The 16,152-nt window shown below is 70.8% G+C and carries 13 protein-coding genes; 6 read left to right on the plus strand and 7 right to left on the minus strand.

Annotated features, from left to right (window positions below):
• Positions 1–44 precede the first annotated feature (44 nt).
• Entirely contained in the window at positions 45–1,814 is a 1,770-nt protein-coding gene (locus tag E1298_RS30345; protein WP_131899306.1) for a cyclic nucleotide-binding domain-containing protein, read from the minus strand.
• A gap of 774 nt (positions 1,815–2,588) precedes the next feature.
• Here E1298_RS30345 and E1298_RS30350 point away from each other — a divergent pair.
• The 4 genes from E1298_RS30350 (at position 2,589) to E1298_RS30365 (ending at position 8,932) form a co-directional block, all read left to right on the plus strand.
• A complete protein-coding gene (locus E1298_RS30350) occupies positions 2,589–3,461 on the plus strand; it encodes a helix-turn-helix domain-containing protein (protein ID WP_131899308.1) in 873 nt (290 codons plus the stop codon).
• 257 nt (positions 3,462–3,718) lie between these two features.
• Positions 3,719–3,931: a DUF397 domain-containing protein gene (locus E1298_RS30355; protein WP_131899310.1), complete on the plus strand. Its 213-nt coding sequence runs from the start codon at positions 3,719–3,721 to the stop codon at positions 3,929–3,931.
• Between the two features lie 249 nt (positions 3,932–4,180).
• Positions 4,181–7,162, plus strand: coding sequence for an FAD-binding and (Fe-S)-binding domain-containing protein (locus tag E1298_RS30360; protein ID WP_207944923.1), 2,982 nt, complete (start codon positions 4,181–4,183; stop codon positions 7,160–7,162).
• A 198-nt stretch (positions 7,163–7,360) separates the two neighbouring features.
• Complete coding sequence (locus E1298_RS30365) at positions 7,361–8,932, plus strand: alpha/beta hydrolase (protein WP_131899312.1); 1,572 nt, start codon at positions 7,361–7,363, stop codon at positions 8,930–8,932.
• Positions 8,933–8,994: 62 nt separating this feature from the next.
• Here the strand turns inward: E1298_RS30365 and E1298_RS30370 are convergent, their stop codons facing one another.
• Positions 8,995–9,660, minus strand: coding sequence for an SDR family oxidoreductase (locus E1298_RS30370; protein ID WP_243725904.1), 666 nt, complete (start codon positions 9,658–9,660; stop codon positions 8,995–8,997).
• Between the two features lie 160 nt (positions 9,661–9,820).
• Here E1298_RS30370 and E1298_RS48515 point away from each other — a divergent pair, with 160 nt between their 5' ends.
• Positions 9,821–10,111 (plus strand): hypothetical protein, encoded by a 291-nt coding sequence (locus E1298_RS48515; RefSeq protein ID WP_165975741.1) that lies wholly within the window; start codon positions 9,821–9,823, stop codon positions 10,109–10,111.
• 484 nt (positions 10,112–10,595) lie between these two features.
• Here the strand turns inward: E1298_RS48515 and E1298_RS30380 are convergent, their stop codons facing one another.
• Positions 10,596–11,222 carry an alpha-ketoglutarate-dependent dioxygenase AlkB gene (locus E1298_RS30380; protein ID WP_131899316.1) on the minus strand — a complete coding sequence of 209 codons (627 nt, stop codon included), beginning with the start codon at positions 11,220–11,222 and terminating at the stop codon, positions 10,596–10,598.
• A 37-nt stretch (positions 11,223–11,259) separates the two neighbouring features.
• Positions 11,260–11,955: a pentapeptide repeat-containing protein gene (locus tag E1298_RS30385; RefSeq protein WP_131899318.1), complete on the minus strand. Its 696-nt coding sequence runs from the start codon at positions 11,953–11,955 to the stop codon at positions 11,260–11,262.
• Between the two features lie 47 nt (positions 11,956–12,002).
• On the opposite strand from E1298_RS30385, the gene E1298_RS30390 reads away from it, so the two are divergent.
• On the plus strand, positions 12,003–13,157 hold the full coding sequence (locus E1298_RS30390; protein ID WP_165975742.1) for an MFS transporter: 1,155 nt from the start codon (positions 12,003–12,005) through the stop codon (positions 13,155–13,157).
• A gap of 336 nt (positions 13,158–13,493) precedes the next feature.
• Here E1298_RS30390 and E1298_RS30395 read toward each other — a convergent pair whose 3' ends face one another.
• The 3 genes from E1298_RS30395 to E1298_RS30405 form a co-directional block, all read right to left on the minus strand.
• Positions 13,494–14,360: a helix-turn-helix domain-containing protein gene (locus E1298_RS30395; RefSeq protein WP_131899322.1), complete on the minus strand. Its 867-nt coding sequence runs from the start codon at positions 14,358–14,360 to the stop codon at positions 13,494–13,496.
• Positions 14,361–14,521: 161 nt separating this feature from the next.
• Entirely contained in the window at positions 14,522–15,601 is a 1,080-nt protein-coding gene (locus tag E1298_RS30400) for an XRE family transcriptional regulator (protein WP_131899324.1), read from the minus strand.
• Positions 15,601–16,152 (minus strand): hypothetical protein (locus tag E1298_RS30405; RefSeq protein WP_131899326.1); only part of this gene is annotated, 552 nt, incomplete at its 5' end. The genes E1298_RS30400 and E1298_RS30405, both read right to left, overlap by 1 nt.

The raw sequence follows: 16,152 nt of genomic DNA on the forward strand, positions 1-16,152 counted from the left end.
GCCCACGGCGGGCCCGTGCGGGGAGCGGGCCAGGGCGCCTGGGATCAGTGGTTGGGGGGAGTGGGTGCGCCCAGCAGGTGCATCCATCCCTGGACGTCCGACTCCTTGACCTTGCAGTCCACGGGCTCGTAATCGGCGGCGTTCACGTAGCCGGGGCTGTGGGCGATGACGGAGTCGTACACGAACGACGAGGCGATGAAGCCGAGGTCGGCTCCGGTGGCGGCGAGCCGCTCCTTCAGGACGGGGGCGTCCAGCAGCCGGGCCGTGTGGATGACGGGCCAGCCCGACACGCCCTCGGCGTCGGGCATGACGGGGCCGACGTGCAGGGCGGCCCTGAGCTGGATGCGGACGGCCCTGCTGGACCGGCGGTTGTGGCGGCGCAGCAGGACGGCCAGCCGCGCGATCATCGGGTCGATGACGGCGGAGGTCGGGATCTCGGGCGGGACGACGATGAGCGCGCCGTCACCGCGGTCTTCGTGGTGGCAGGCGGCCCAGGGCACCTTGGACTCCTGGAACGCCCCGCGCAAGAACTCGTACATCGCGCTCCGCATTTCGAGGCGGTCGCTGTCGTCGCGGTGCACCGCGTCGCTGAACCCGGCGATGTCGGTGAACAGGATGGAGCAGTTCTGCCCCGCCCACGACGGCACCGCGCCCCGAGCCGTCGCACCGCGAACCGTCGCGTCGGCGCCCGTGCTCACGTCCGCGTCGCCGTGGGAGGCGGACGGGACGACCACCATCGGTTGCGTGCTGACGGCCGGGTAGGACGGCACGCTCTGCTGCGGCGCGCCCTGCCGCGGCGCGCCCTGCTGTGGTGCGTTCTGCCGCGGCGCGGTCGTCTCCTGAGCCGTCCCCGGCTGGTGAGCCGTCCCCGGCTGGTGGGGCGAGAGGGCCTGGTGAGGCGAGGCGGCCTGGTACGGCCATCCGGCGAGGAAAGGCGGTATCGACTGGTACGGCGGCCAGGACGTGTTCGCCGGTGACTCGGTCGCGTAAGGCGGTATCCCGGCGTATGGGTTCAGCTCCGCGTACGGGTGCCATGCCTCCGGCCGGATGCCGTAAGGGCTCGCCATGCACGGCGGCGTGCTCGCGTAGCGCTGTGGTGGCCCGTACTGCGCGGCAGGGCCGTAGGCGTGAGTCACCGGGTACATGGGTGCGCCCTCGGAGCCATACGGCGGCGTTTCCTGAACCGGAGGCATCTGGGGCGTGCCACCGGCGTGCTCGGTCAGCCGGGTGTACATCTCGCGTTCCAGCACGGCGAGCACCCGTGGCTGGTCGGTCAGGTAGGCGGCGAACTCCTGCGTGGTCATGCGCAGGGCCCGGACGGTGTCCATCGCGACGACGGTGGCCGACCGCTGCCGCAAGAGCAGGGCGGCGCGTTCGCCGATGATGTCGCCGGGGCCTCGGAACGCGACGATCTGTTCGCGTCCCTCACGCTCGACGCAGACCCTGATCCAGCCGGAGCGGAGTACCAGGAGGTGGTCGGCGGCCTGGCCCTCGCGCCACAGCACGTCGCCGATGGGGAAGACGGCCTCCTGGGCAGAGACCACGAGCGCGGCCTGCTCCACGGGCGTGAGGGCCTGCCAGAAGCCTCGCCCGTGGGGCGTGCGGGCATGTCGACCGGTTCCGGCCGATCGCACGCTGTGGCCCGGGTGGCCGGTCTCGGACTCCTGCTCGCCGGGCTCGGGCTCGCCGCGGCCGGTCTTGGACAGGGCCCGTGTAGGGGTCGACGGCTCGGGGGACGGGGGGAGATCGCTCGGGGCGCCGAGCGTGGAGGGAACGAGCAGGTCCGGGTCGTGCCGGTGCTCGCGTTCGGCCATCACCGCACCCCCTTGGCAGGAGCGGGCGGCTTGGTGGGGTGGACGTCAAAGGTTGGGGGACGATTCTGCTGTCTCGACATCATCACGGGAACCCCATGCATTGAATTGCGTCTCCGGAGCCGTCAACTGGCCGTCTGGATCGCCCGGGACCGGGTGTCGTCGGCGACCGAAGTCACATCACCTATAGCCCGTACCGCGTGATCGCGGTTAGACTGGGTGAGTCCGCAGGGAACGTTTTGCCAGGTCAGCCGGGGTGTCACCGCGTTTTCGCAGGGTAGCCCGAAGGCCCGGCACGCGCGCCTAGCGGCCCAGGGAGCCGTTCTCCACTTTTCGCCGATCGTCTTGGCTCGCAACCGGTGACCGGTGAAAGGTGGGGACGGCTCTATTCCTTTTTTCCTCGATACTGGCGAAATGTCCGTATTCGGGGTGACCTCCTGATCGGCTCCCCTCAGCCGGTGCGCCTGGGACGGTCGCCGCGGCGCCCCCTGTTGCTCACCCTGCGTTCAGGAAACCTTCGCCTCAAGCTAGCAGGACGTCCTATGGCATCGCGAAGCCTGCTAATCTGCTACCTAGCACGCTACAACATAGTTAGCCGACATGCAGCACACTGCCAGCTCCAGATGTATTTTCAGCCACGTGACGGGGGGTCGGTCCGTGAGGCCGAGATCCAGTACGAGGGGAGCATGACGATGTGGCGTCATGTATTCCGTCACGTCGCTGACTGCCAGCTGGCAGTTGTGCTGCTGGCATCGATGACACAGGGTGACGATCTACATGACAACTGACCAGGGGCCAATCGTCCAGAGCGCGCTATTGCGCACTGAGCTCGTCCGCCTCCGCAAAGAGAAAGGTATGACGCAGGAGCAGGTGGCGAGGAGGCTCGAATGGTCGCCATCGAAGCTCATCCGGGTGGAAGGAGGGAAGAACGCCATCACCAGGACAGACCTGCAGGCGTTGCTCTCCGTGTATGACGTGAGCTCCGAGAGCAGGCAGGAGCGGCTCCAGTCGCTGGCGCGCGGCGCGCGCGAGCCCGCCTGGTGGAACTCCTACCGGGGGGAGTTCGACGATGCCTTCCTCACCTACGTCGGCTACGCCGCGGGGGCGGCGTACATCCGTCACTTCCACGGGACGGTGGTGCCCGGTCTGATCCAGACGCCGGAGTACGCACAGGTCCTCTCCACGGGGATGGTCTCCCCGCAGCAGCAGGCGTTCGGGGTGAAGCTCCGCATTCAGCGGCAGCAGGAGCTCGCCAAGCGCGAGAACCCGCCGCGCCAGTACTACATCATCGACGAGGCCGTGGTCCGCCGCCATGTCGGCATCAAGGTCGACCCGGCGATCATGCCCAACCAGCTCCGTCATATCGCCGACTCCGTCGAGGCGAACGAGGCACTGACCGTCAGGGTCATCCCGTTCAGCGTCGGCGCGCATCTCGGCATCTACGGGCCGTTCACGGTCCTTGAGTTCGAGGGCGGCCTCAACGACGTCCTCTACCTGGAGGGCCGGGCGGGAGCCAACGTGATGATCACCGGCAACGACGAGCAGATCGCCGAGTACCGCGACAACTTCGAGATTCTCCAGGACGAGGCACTGTCGGCCGACGAGTCGCTTGCGCTGATCCGGCAGGCCGCCGAGGACCTGATGGCCTGACTCCCAGCCGCACTCCCTCATTCGACCGGAGGTGACAGCCGTATCGGCCATCCACAAGGCGAGTGGCCTTCATAGCACGCAACGTGATCTTGTGTTCCCGTGTAGGCGGAATAACTAGAACCGTTTACACTCGTGATCGGGAAATTTTCCACAAGGTCGTGGTTTGTTGTGCCCTGCTTGGCTCTCGCCTGGCGGGTGTTCCTGCCCCGATCGGTTGGCGAGGCGGCACCCGCCGGCAACGAATGGAGGGTTGCTGGATGGTCTATCGGTCGATTCAGGGGTCAGAGCTGACCTGGCGGAAGGGCAGCGGGAGCGGGGAAGGCAGCGACTGCGTGGAGGTGGCGGCGGCCGGCCCATCGGTGCTGGTCCGCGACTCGCGAGCCCCGTCCGCAGGCATGCTCGCCCTCAATTCCACCCAGTGGCGCGCACTCGTGGACGCCATCCAGAACGGAGATCTGGACGGCCGTTGAGTCACGCGACTCATCTCGCGTCCAACTCGCCGAAATTGGTGAATACCACAAGGGAATGAAGCATTTTACGGCGACTTCTGACGAGGTCTCGACAAGAGTCCGGTCAAGCCCGTCGCGGACTCCGTGCCGGCCCGCGACGGGCTCCGGCCGACCCCCGGCCGCTCCCAGGCGGCCCGGAGGCCGCCCACGATCATCGTGACGGTCTGCTACGGCCTGCGGGGGACCGGGTCTGGGCTCTAGCCTGGGCAGGTGTCCGATCACGCTCGCCGGCTGGACGCCGCGCTCCCCGGCGTCTTCCGCACTGACCTGACCGTCCGGGCCGCCTACTCGTCCGATGCCTCCATCTACCGGCGGGTCCCGGTGGCCGTTGCAGAGCCGCGCTCCACGGACGACCTCGCCCGGATCCTGGAGCTGGCCGGCGCCGAGGGCCTGCCGGTGACGATGCGGGGCGGCGGGACGTCGATCGCGGGCAACTCCATCGGCGCCGGGATCGTCATCGACACGTCCCGGCATCTGCGGCGCGTCCGCTGCATCGATCCCGAAGCGCGGACGGCCGTCGTCGAGCCGGGCGTGGTGCTGGATGATCTGCGCGCCGAAGCGGCCCTGTACGGGCTGACCTTCGGCCCCGACCCGTCAAGCCATTCGCGTTGCACGCTCGGCGGGATGATCGGCAACAACGCGTGCGGGTCGCACAGCGTGGCCTGGGGCATCACGTCCGCGAACGTCGAGAGCATGCGCCTGCTCCTGCCCGGAGACCGCGAGCTGGACGCGGCGAAGGGCTCCTCTGGGGACGCCGCCATCGACGCCGTGCTGACCCGGCTCCGCGACGCGCACCTAGCGCCGCTCCGGACGGAACTGGGCAGGTTCAGCCGTCAGGTGTCCGGCTACGGTCTGCACCATCTGCTGCCGGAGAACGGCTTCGATGTGGCCAAGGCGCTCGTCGGCGCCGAAGGGACGTGCGGTCTCGTCACAGAAGCCACCGTCAGCCTCGTCCCGGTGCCGAAGGCGCGCGCGCTGGCCGTGCTTGGTTTCCCGGACGTGTACGTCGCCGCCGAGGTCGCCCCGTTCGCCGCGCAGGCCGGTGCGCTGACGGTCGAAGGGATGGCCGCCGACCTCCTCACCGCCCTGCGGCAGCAGCCCGGACGTGCGGACGCGGGCGCCGACCTGCCGCCCGGAGGCGGCTGGCTCTACTGCGAACTCGGCGGTGACACGGCCGCCGACGCCCGCGACGCCGCCCACGCGCTGGCCGAGATCGTCCGCGAGCGGGTGCCGGGGACGACGTCCGTCGTGGTCGACGACCCGGCGCGGATGCGGGCGCTGTGGTGGATTCGCGAGGCCGGGTCCGGAATCGTGACCCGGCTGCCGGACGGTGGGGAGGCGTGGCCCGGCTGGGAGGACTCCGCCGTCCCGCCCGCCCGGCTCGCCGGATATCTGCGCGACCTCTACGGGCTGATGGGCGAGCACGGCCTGCGCGGCGTCCCGTACGGGCACTTCGGTGAGGGCTGCCTGCACCTTCGCCTGGACTTCGGCCTGGACGACCCGCTCGGTGTCGCCGGCTACCGGTCGTTCATCGAGGACGCCGCGCGCCTCGTCCTGTCCCACGGCGGGAGCGTGTCCGGCGAGCATGGTGACGGCCGCGCGCGCTCGGAGCTGCTCGCCGAGATGTACTCGCCGGAGCTGCTGGACGCGTTCGCCGCGTTCAAGGCCGTCTTCGACCCGGAGCGCCGGCTCAACCCCGGCGTGATCGTCGACCCGGCCCCGCTGGACGCCGACCTCCGCCCCGGCCCCGGCCGCGACGCGCTCCTCCACCGCGGCGTGTTCCCCCAGCGCGACGCGCATCTCGGCTCGCGCGGTGATGCGCTTCGGCCGGGAACCGGCCGTGACGCACTCCGTTCGGAGGCTGGCCGTGATGCGCTCCGGCCTGGCGCAGGTGATGCGTTGGCGGTTACGCCTGTCCATGCGCTTAGCCGCGACAATGGGTCGTTCGCCGCGGCCGTGCACCGCTGCGTGGGTGTCGGCGCCTGCCGCAACCTTGAGAGCGGCGCGATGTGCCCGTCGTTCAAGGTGACCCGGGACGAGGTGCACTCCACCCGGGGCCGGGCCCGCGTGCTGGCGGAGATGCTGCGCGGCGAGTCCCTGACGGACGGATGGCGCTCGCGCGAGGTCCGCGACGCCCTCGACCTGTGCCTGTCGTGCAAGGCGTGCGCGAGCGACTGTCCCGTGAATGTCGACATGGCGACCTATAAGGCGGAATTCCTGTACCGCCACTACGCCGGACGCCGCCGTCCGATGGCGCACTACTCGATGGGCTGGCTGCCGCTGTGGTCCCGCCTCGCCACCGCCGTCCCCGGGACGTCCCGGATGGTGAACGCCGCGATGTCCCGCGAGCCGATCGCCGCGGCCGTCAAGCGCGCCGCGGGGGTGGAGCCGCGCCGCGAGATGATCCGTTTCGCGGCGCGGACGTTGCGCCAATGGTTCCGCGCGTCGCACGGTGGCGGCCCGAGGCCCGTGGGACGGGCGGGCACGGTCGTCCTGTGGCCCGACACCTTCACCGAGCACCACGCGCCCGAGGTCGGACGGGCCGCAGTCGAGGTTCTGGAGGCCCTCGGGTACCGGGTGCTGATCCCGCCGGGCCGCGTCTGCTGCGGCCTGACCTGGCACTCGACCGGCCAGCTCGGCGTCGCGCGCCGCGTCCTGCGGCACACCCTCGGCATCCTGGCGCCCGCGCTGGACGCGGGGCTCCCCATCGTCGGGCTCGAACCGTCCTGCACGGTGATGCTGCGCGACGAGGCACCCGAGCTGCTCCCGGACGACCCGCGCGCTCGGACCCTCGCCGACGTGACCGTCACCCTGGCCGAACTGGTCGCCCGCCACGACGGCGACTGGCCGTTCAGACGGCTGGACTCCGCCGCGATCGCGCAGGTGCACTGCCACCAGGAGGCCAAGGGCTCGTACGCGCCCGATCTCGCCGTCCTGGAGCGCCTCGGCGTGGAGCCGGACGTCATCGGCGCCGGGTGCTGCGGCCTCGCCGGCAACTTCGGCTTTGAACCAGGCCACTGGGACGTCTCCCAGGGCTGCGCCGAACGCGAACTGTATCCGAAGGTGCGCGGTGCGGACGGCGGACTCGTCCTCGCCGACGGCTTCTCTTGCCGGACGCAGGTCGCGCAGGGCACCGGCCGTCACGCCCTCCACCTCGCCCAGGTCCTCCAGTTGGCCCTGCGCAGGTCCTGACGCGGCCGGACCCTGAGGCGACCCTGAGAGCACCCCTGGTCCGTCCCTGATCACCCTGTCGCGGGACGGAGCGCCGCCTTACCGTGATCACTGCGGCCCGGTCGCCGGGCTGCCACCCGGCGACCGGAACAGGTCTTCGCACCACTCGTCCCAACGGCGGGTCTCACAGTGACGTCCCTTCATGGAAGGACAGCGTTCATGCTGCGAAAGCACAGGCGGGCGGCTTGGGGAGCATCCATCGCGGCGGGCGTCGCGCTCACCGGCGCGGCCGTCCCGACGACGGCGGGCGCGGCGGCGGTGGGCGCGGCGGAGGCGGCACCGAGAACCGCCAGAGCGGCGCCACCGACTCCCACCAGAGCGTTCACCACGGCACCGATTGCGTGGCGCGCGTGTGGTGACGACGGTAAGGCCAAGTGCGGTTCCCTGCGTCTGCCGATCGATTGGGCCCACCCAGACGGTGCGACGTTCGAGCTGGCCATTGCTCGCCGCAAGGCCAAGGGACCGGACGCGCGCGTCGGCACGCTCGTGTTCGGTCCCGGTGGGCCCGGCGACTCGGGCGTGCAGCGGGTCACCAAGCTCAAGGACGGCATCGACCGGTTCAGCGAGCGGCTCCAGCGGCGCTTCGACATCGTCAGCTTCGACCCGCGCGGAATCGGCGCGAGCCATCCTGTGACGTGCTCGGCCGCCCTGCTCCGCGACTCCCCGTCGCCGGTGATCACGAGCCGGAAGGAGTTCGCGGCGACCCTCGACTACAACAAGCGGCTCCGGGACGACTGCCGTAGGCGCACCGGCCCGCTGTACGACCACGCCGACACGCTCAGCACCGTCCGGGACGTGGACGCGATCCGCGCCGCACTCGGCGAGTCCAAGCTGACTTTCCACGGCAGCTCGTACGGGACGCTGCTGGGCGAGATGTATGCCGAGACGTTCCCGAAGCGGATCCGTGCGATGGTGCTGGAGAGCGTCGACGACCACAGTCTGCGCACGGCCCGGCCGTTCCTGGAGTCGGAACTGGTCGCGGCGCAGGACTCGTTCGACCAGTTCGTGGCATGGTGCGGACGGACGACGTCTTGCGCCCTGCACGGCAAGGACGTCCGCGCGATCTGGCGTGGCCTGCGCGCGCGGGCCGCACGCGGTGATCTGCCCGATCTGGACCATCCCGGTTCCGTGCTGCCCGAGTTCGGGCTCGTCCTCAAGGCGTACAAGGCGTTCTACGGTCCCGACTGGGCGGGGCTGGCGTCGGAACTGGTCGCCCTGGACGCGAGCAAGCCCGCTACGCCCACCGCACCCGCTACGCCCGCCACGCCTGCCGCCGGTCCGTCCGCCCCGAAGGACCCGGAACCCACCGGCACGGACAACTTCACCGCCCAGTTCTGCTCCGACTGGGGACTCCAGGTGCGCGGCTACAAGGAGTACGCCGGGCTGATGCGCCGCATGAAGAAGATCGCGCCCGACATGACCCAGGCGCGGCCCGTCGTAGCCGTCACGAAGTGCCTCGGCTGGCCGCAGCCCGTCAGGAACCCGCAGCATCGATTGAAGGTGCACGGCAGCGCGCCGATCCTGTTGTCGAACGCGCGCCACGACCCGGCCACGCCCTATGCATGGGCACGGAACGTGGCCCGCCAGCTCGGCCGGACGGGCACGCTCCTCACCTACGAGGGCTCCGGGCACGGCTCCTACAACCGCGGCCCCTGCATGCGGGACACGATCGACGAGTACCTGATCTCCCTCAAGGTGCCCGCCCGGGGAACCACCTGCCCGGCGACCTGACCGGCGCGCTGGACCCCGGCAACGGACCGGCATGGCGCGCGCCGCGTCCAGGAACAGGCGCTTTACCAGGGGAGTGGACGGCCGTCCCGGAAGAAGCCTCCGGTCGGGCCGTCGTCGGGCAGGGTCGCGGCCCACACGATGCCCGCCGCGCCGTCGGCGACGGGACGTCCGCCGGGGCCGCCCATGTCGGTCGCGACCCAACCGGGGCAGATGGCGTTCACGAGGACGCCGTCGGCGCGCAACTCGGCGGCGAGCATCCGGGTCAGCGCGTTGAGGGCGGTCTTGGACGCGGTGTAGGCGGGCGTACCGCCGCCCATGCCGGCCAGCGAGGCGATCTCGCTGGAGACGTTCACGATCCGGCCGTGGCGGCCGCGGCGGAGCGCGGGCAGCAGGGCCTGCGTCAGCCGCCAGGGCCCGTACAGGTTGGTCTCGGCGGCCTCGCGGACGACGTCGAGGTCGGCGGTCACCGCCCGCTGCCAGGTGTCGTAGGTGATGGCCGCGTTGTTGACCAGGACGTCCAGGTGCTCGATCCGTGCGGCGGCGGCCTCGATGTCCTCGGCGGACGTCACGTCCAGCCGCAGCGGTGTCGCGCCGACCTCCTGCGCCGCGCGTTCGGCGGCCTGCGGCGAGCGGGCGCCGAGCAGCACTTCATGGCCGCGCGCCGCGAGCTGCCGGCAGACCTCCAGCCCGATGCCCCGGTTGCCGCCCGTCACCAAGGTGACCGTCACGTCGCGTTCTCTCCCCCCGTCCCGGCGGCGGCGTCGTCCAACTTCGATCTCGCCCGGTGACGATCGCGGCGAGCCGCCTCATGAAGACTTCCATAAGGGCGGCTCGTCGACGAGGAGGCCGGGCCCTGGTCAGGCGGCGTCCCGGCGGAACCTGCGGGCGGTGGCCGCGGGCCTGGACGGCACACCGTTCTTCACCCTGATGTTCATGGCGACGGTCGGCTACGACACCGCCTACCCCGACGTGGACCTCGGCAAGTACTTGAACGGCAAGGGCCGGGAGCTGCTCAAAGGTCGAGAACGTCTGCCTGCTGAGCCTGGACGGCGCCTCGACGCTGATCTCGACGGCGTTAAGAAGATCGTCGACTACACCACCCGGGCTGGGCCGCCGAGCCGGCCAGGTCCTGCGCGTCGGAGTCGCAGCTCAAGGGCGTCGTCGCCGGCGAGGGAGTAGGACGGGGCGCACGAGTCGCCGAGCCCGCGCGTCCCGACCGTGGAGGAGACCAGCGGCCGCCTGCCTGGACCCATCCACGCCTTGGCCGAGACGAGCACCGCCCCGGAGTTGTCTGGTGCTAACAAAGCGAGGCGACGTGGCGGTGTCAGAGGGTGATGTCTTCTGAGAAGAGTAGCGAGCTGCTCGCCGCCGCCCGCGAGTTGCTCGGTGCGCCGGGCGTGCTCGGTGCGCCGGGCGTGCGCGGTGACCGACGACCGGAACAGCTTGTCGACCTCCCGGCCGTTGCCCTCCCGGAAACCGGTCGCGCTCGGCGTTCAGGAGCGCGGCGACGACCCGCGGGTGCCGTCCGGGACGAGGTCGGACGGCACCCTCCACGACCAGACGCAGCAACGGGTCTCCTCCGCACCCAGAAGAATCGCCGTCATGGTGCCATCGCCCTCAGGCGCCCGCGAGGCTCTTGGGCCGGGGCGGCCTGGAGCTCCGGTCAGCGGACGTCGCGGGGGCGGAACTGGACGCTGATGCGCGGCCCCGCCGCGCGGCCGCTCTTCGGGATCGCGTGTTCCCAGGTGCGCTGGCAGCTGCCGCCCATCACGATGAGGTCGCCGTGGCCGAGGTCATGGCGGATCGTCTCGCCGCCGTCGCGCGGACGCAGCAGCAGCGAACGCGGCGCGCCGACGGACAGGATCGCGACCATCGTGTCCTCCGTGGCGCCGCGTCCGATCTGGTCGCCGTGCCAGGCGACGCTGTCGCGGCCGTCGCGGTACAGGCAGAGCCCGGCGGTGCGGAACGGCTCGCTCAGCTCGGGCGTGTAGTGCGCGTCGAGGGCCGCCTTGGCCTTGTCCAGGACGGGGTCGGGCAGCGCGGAGCCCTCCTCGTAGAACGCCAGCAGGCGCGGGACGTCCACGACCTTGTCGTACATGCGTCGGCTCTCCGCCCGCCACGGGACGGTCGCGAGAAGCCGCTCGAACAGCGCGTCGGCCCCGGGGATCCAGCCGGGCAGGACGTCGATCCAGGCGCCGTGGGCCAGCCGCGTCCGCCGTGCGGAGCCCAGGGGGCGCGGGCCGTCCTCGCCGGTGCAGTCCAGCAGCGAGCCTTGGAAAACGCCTGTCATGCAGCCAATATACAAGGCGAGTCAAACGTATGTTCGACTATGGTGCGTCCTCGATGGTGATGTCGAGGTCGGCGGCGAGGCTGGACAGCAGGCCCGCCGCGTCCTCCGCGGCCACGATCGCGCCGCGGAGGCTCTGGACCCCGCCCACGCCCCGTAGGTCGCAACCGGAGAACCGGGCGCCGGTCATCGTCGCGCCGCTGAACTGGGCCCCGCTCAGCCGGCAGCCCTCGAACCGGACGCCGCGCACGTCGGCGTTCTGGAACGTCACGCCCTCCAGATTGCAGTCGCGGAACACCGCCCGCCTGAACGTGCTGAACCGGAACCCCGCCAGATCCGCGCGGCACGAGTCGAACACCACGTCCTGGAACGTGCAGTCGGTGAACGCACCGCCGGTCATCCTCGACCCGGACAGGACGGTGGTGAACGTCCGCGCGCTGGTCAGCCTCAGGTTCGCCAGATCGCAGCGGTCGAACGTGGAATCGGAGACCGAGGCGCGCTCCAGGACGGTCGCCGGGAACAGCGTCCCGTTGAACACGCAGCGCTCGATCTCGACGCTCTCGGCGTCCCGTCCTGACAGGTCCAGCGGTCCGAACGACAGCTCCCGGTAGAGCCCGTCGTCGACGAGATCGTGCTCGGGCAGCTTCGCGGGGGCCGGCGCGGCGGGGAGCTTCGGCGGCGCGGGCTTCTTGGGGAGCTTCGCCGCGCGGGCTGCGGTCGTCCGGTTCGGTGGCATGGAGATGACCGTACAGAATTGTCGGAGGGGGTCCGTACTGTTGCGGCGTGACGGGGGATCTGCCGCGGGCGGCGAAGGCGCTGGTGGGCGTGCGCGTGCTCAACCAGCTCGGCGCGTATGTCCTGGCGTTCTTGGCGGTGCTCGCCGGGCCCGATCTGGCGGCTTGGGCGTTGGGGGTCTTCGGCATCGCGGCCCTCGTCTCGCGTTGGCTCGGCGGAGTGCTGCTCGACCGGCTGGCACCGCGCACGGTGATCGTCCTGGGGCTGACGGCGACGGGCGCCGCCATGCTGCTGCTGGCCGCCGCGCGCGGTTCCTGGCTCGTCCTCGCCGCCATCGCGCTGGTCGGGCTCGCGTTCGAGCTCTACGAGCCCGCGACGCAGGAGTCGCTCGCCCGGATCACCGCGTCCGAGCACGGGCGCCGCGGCGACGTCTACGGCCTGCTCGGAACATCGCTCGTCGCGGCCGGAGCCGTCGGCGGACTGCTCGCCGCCGTCCTCCTCCCGATCGGGGTCCGGTGGCTCGTCGTGGTGGACGCGGTGACCTGCCTGGTAGCGGCGGCCGTAGCGCTGGCCTTCCTCGAACCCGAACCGGTCCGGCCAGGCGCGTCGCGCGTGGGCGGCGGCGGGCGCTGGCGGCCACCCGGACCGCTCGTCCGCCTGACGGTCGCAGGCACGGCTTTCGCATGCGGATGCCTGGCCGTCCTGATGTTCATGCCGTTCGCCCTGCTCCAGCGCGGGGCACCCGAGTGGTTACCGGGCCTCGCGCTGACCGGTGCCGCCCTGCTGGCCCCGCTGACCGGCCACTTCGGCCGCCGGATCCTGTCCGGCCTCAGGCACGAGCCCGTCCTGGCCGTCGGCACGATCGTGCTGGGCCTACTGGCCCTCACCATGGCCGCCGGACGAGCCGTCCCCCTCATGGTCGCCGCCTACCTGGCCTGGGCGGCGGTCGACAGCGTCCTCCAGGGCCGGTGGCAGGCGATGATCGCCGAGCTGGCCCCGGAGGCCGAACGCCCCCGCTGGTTCGCCTTCCACGGCTCGTCCTGGGGCATAGCCCAGCCCACCGTCCCGGTGCTGGTCGCGCTGGCCGGCGGAGCGGCAGGCGGTGCTCTACTGACGGCAGGCGGCGCGTTCCTGCTGGTCCCAGCCACACTGGCCGCAACAAGCCCACTCCGACGACTCAAAGGCCGCGCCACCGAACCTTGACGACGGCTCCCCCCTGACCGCAGCGTGGCCGGGCCAGAGAAGTCACCCAGGAAGCCCAAAGCGCACCTCACACCCCACCTCCCGCCACCGAGCGAACCCGCACGGCCCCTCCGTCCCGCATCCGGACGACGCGAAGTGAACAAACCACCGGAGCCCGCCTCTGCTGCGGGCCACGGTCGCCGTCCCTGACCGGCGGTCGCCGTCTGACAGCGCGCGGCGGTTGCGCTCATCGTCCAGCCGTGCGGCCGGGGTGTGCAGGACGCAACCGGGCAGCGTTCGCTCTCCCGTCCCGGCGGGTGTGGCGAGTCATCGTCCTCGCGGCGTGTATCGGAGGGTTCAGTGCTCGGCGAGCAGGTCCTTGAGGAATGCGGTGGTGCGGGCGGGCTGGGCGGCGCGGATGGCCAGCAGGTCCATGACCTCCTGGTAGCGGGCGGCCTCCATCCGGTCGGGGTAGCGGGCGCCGGTCAGTTGCTCCAGGTAGACCATGTCGTCCAGTTCGTGCTGCGCGAAGCGGACGATCGTGATCGGGCCGCCCAGCGCGAGGTGGCCGCCCGCCGTGAACGGCAGGACCTGCACTCGCACGTTGCTCATCTCTTCCGAGATCGCGATCAGATGCTCGATCTGGCCGCGCATCACGGCCGAGCCGCCGATCGGACGACGCAGCGCCGCCTCGTCGATGACCGTCCACAGCGTTACCGGGGCGACCGCCCGGTGCAGGATCTCCTGCCTGGTCATCCGGACGGTGAGGCGCCGGTCGAGCCCCTCGTGCCGTGCGTCGTGGTGTTCCAGCCCGATGACGGCACGCGCATAGTCACGCGTCTGCAGCAGGCCCGGGACGTACTGCACCTCGTAGGTGCGGATCGACGTGGCGGACTGCTCCAGCCCCAGGTACTGCTCGAACCAGGCGGGCACCACGTCGCCATAGGCCTGCCACCAGCCGGGCTTCTTCGCCTCTCGGACGAGCAGCAGCAGGCTCTCGCGCTCCTCCGGATCCTGCACGCCGTAAAGGTCGAGCAGGTCGCGCACGTCCCGCGCCTTGAAGCTGTGGCGCCCGAGCTCCAGCCGGCTGATTTTGGACGCCGATCCGCGGATCGCCGCCCCGGCCTCGGCACGTCCGACGCCCTTGTCCTCGCGCAGCCGCCGCAGCCGCGCCCCGATCTGCAGACGCAGCGCGGTCGGCCCCGCCTGCCGATTGTCCAGCACAAGATCTCCAGGGTCTCCTACGTCCTGACAACCCTCGGAGCCTCTCACACGCAATGGCCAATGCGCAGGGAACCGTCAGTCAGAGATATGTCACTTCGCCGCCGCTGTACAAATGGCGACGCCTTGTCGAATTCACTATCAGGATCGTTCCATTTCGGTGGTCAGCGGCGCGGGACCAGCAGATCCAGATCGGCGCGCGTGACCCGCGCCCGCTCGGCCAGCCGGTCACGGTCGGTGCCGGCGCCACCGACCAACTCCACCGCCCTGGTCAGCATCGAGGGCTGCTCCAGCGGCCTGACCTCCCCGGGCTCCTGCCGCCGCCACCCCCGAGCGCTCAAGGTGCTCATCGCGGCGCGGTACGCGCCCTCGTCCATGATCTTCAGCGTGCGCGCCCGGTAGAGCAGCGCGGCCATGCTGACGCCCCATGTCGCCTTCAAAGCCGCAAGCCGGTCCCAATCCGCCGTCCCCGGCAATTCACCCGCGATATCCTCCTCCGGCATCAAGAATTCCGCCGCGAACCGGTGCGCCTGATCCTCGACGATCTTTTCCCCCGGCTCGGCGTCGGCGTGCATGACCAAATGCCCGAGCTCGTGCGCCCCGTCGAATCGGTTGCGCCAATAGTCACCCTTAGCCGGATTGAAGAAGACCATCGGCCGCGGGTGGAGCCCCACGCTGAACGCGTCGACCCGCTCGGCCGCCTCCGGCAGGACGAGCACCAGCACCCCATGCGCCTCCAGCAGCCGCACCACATGCGGCACCGGCCCAGACGCCCCCACGAGCGATTTCCTGGCGACCTTCGCCGCCTCCACCGGCCCGCTCCCGGCGATCTCGTCCGGCGGCACCGAGTACTCCGGCAGATTCACCGCCGGGAAATCGACGAGATCCTCCAACACCGCCACGACATCTGTCGCGATCCGCCCGTAGGCCAACGCCTGGTCCCGCTCGATCTGGGTCGTCGACCGCAACGAACGGAAATGGGCCCCGTCCATCGACACCGGACTCCACCCGGCATGGAAGAACTCCACCGGCACGCCCAACGCGATCGCCAGCTTCGAGAGCGTCCCCTCCGAGGGCCGATGCACGCCGGCCTCATACTGCCCGATCGCCTTCGGCGTCGTCCCCACGCTCTGCGCGAGCTGGTTCTTGCGCAGCCCCCTGAGCCGCCGGGCCAGCGTCAGCCGCTCGCAGTCGAACAGCAGCCGCGCCTCGGCGACCCGCCGGGCCGTCCGATCATCGTTCACTAGGCCGTTTCAGTGCTCGTCTCGTCGCGGAGCCGCATCGGCACATCGGCTTCACCCTCGGCCCACAGCGGCATCGTTCGCTCGACGAGCTTACGGCGTGGATCACGCCCGAGCGCCTCATCACCCAGCTCCTTCACCCAGTGCCACGCCGTCCCTCCATCGGCGTTCCACCTGGGCCGCCCCAGGAACAGCTCCATCTCCAGCGGCTCCTCGCTGGCGCTGTGCGCCAGCACCAGCGTCACGACCCCGGGCGTGTCGCGCACCCGGAGCCCCAGATCCAGCGACAGCTGCGGATCCTCCACATACCCCTGCCGCGCAACGGCCTGCTTGGTCGGCCGCTCCCGATCCCACCGAATCGCCCGGACGGCCCCGAACTCATGCCGCTTCGTCAGCACCCGGTACCCGCCGTACCGCCATCCCGGCGACCCGTTCAGATCGTCCCGGAAGACCCGCTCGTCCCCCTCGAAGACCCGATCGAGCTGCGACTCCAGCACATCGAACGCCCCGACCCCGAACGACCGCTCCTTGAACCCCGCCGCCCGGCTCAACCC

Origin of the sequence: Actinomadura rubrisoli (assembly GCF_004349215.1) — a bacterium.
GTDB classification, from domain to species: domain Bacteria; phylum Actinomycetota; class Actinomycetes; order Streptosporangiales; family Streptosporangiaceae; genus Spirillospora; species Spirillospora rubrisoli.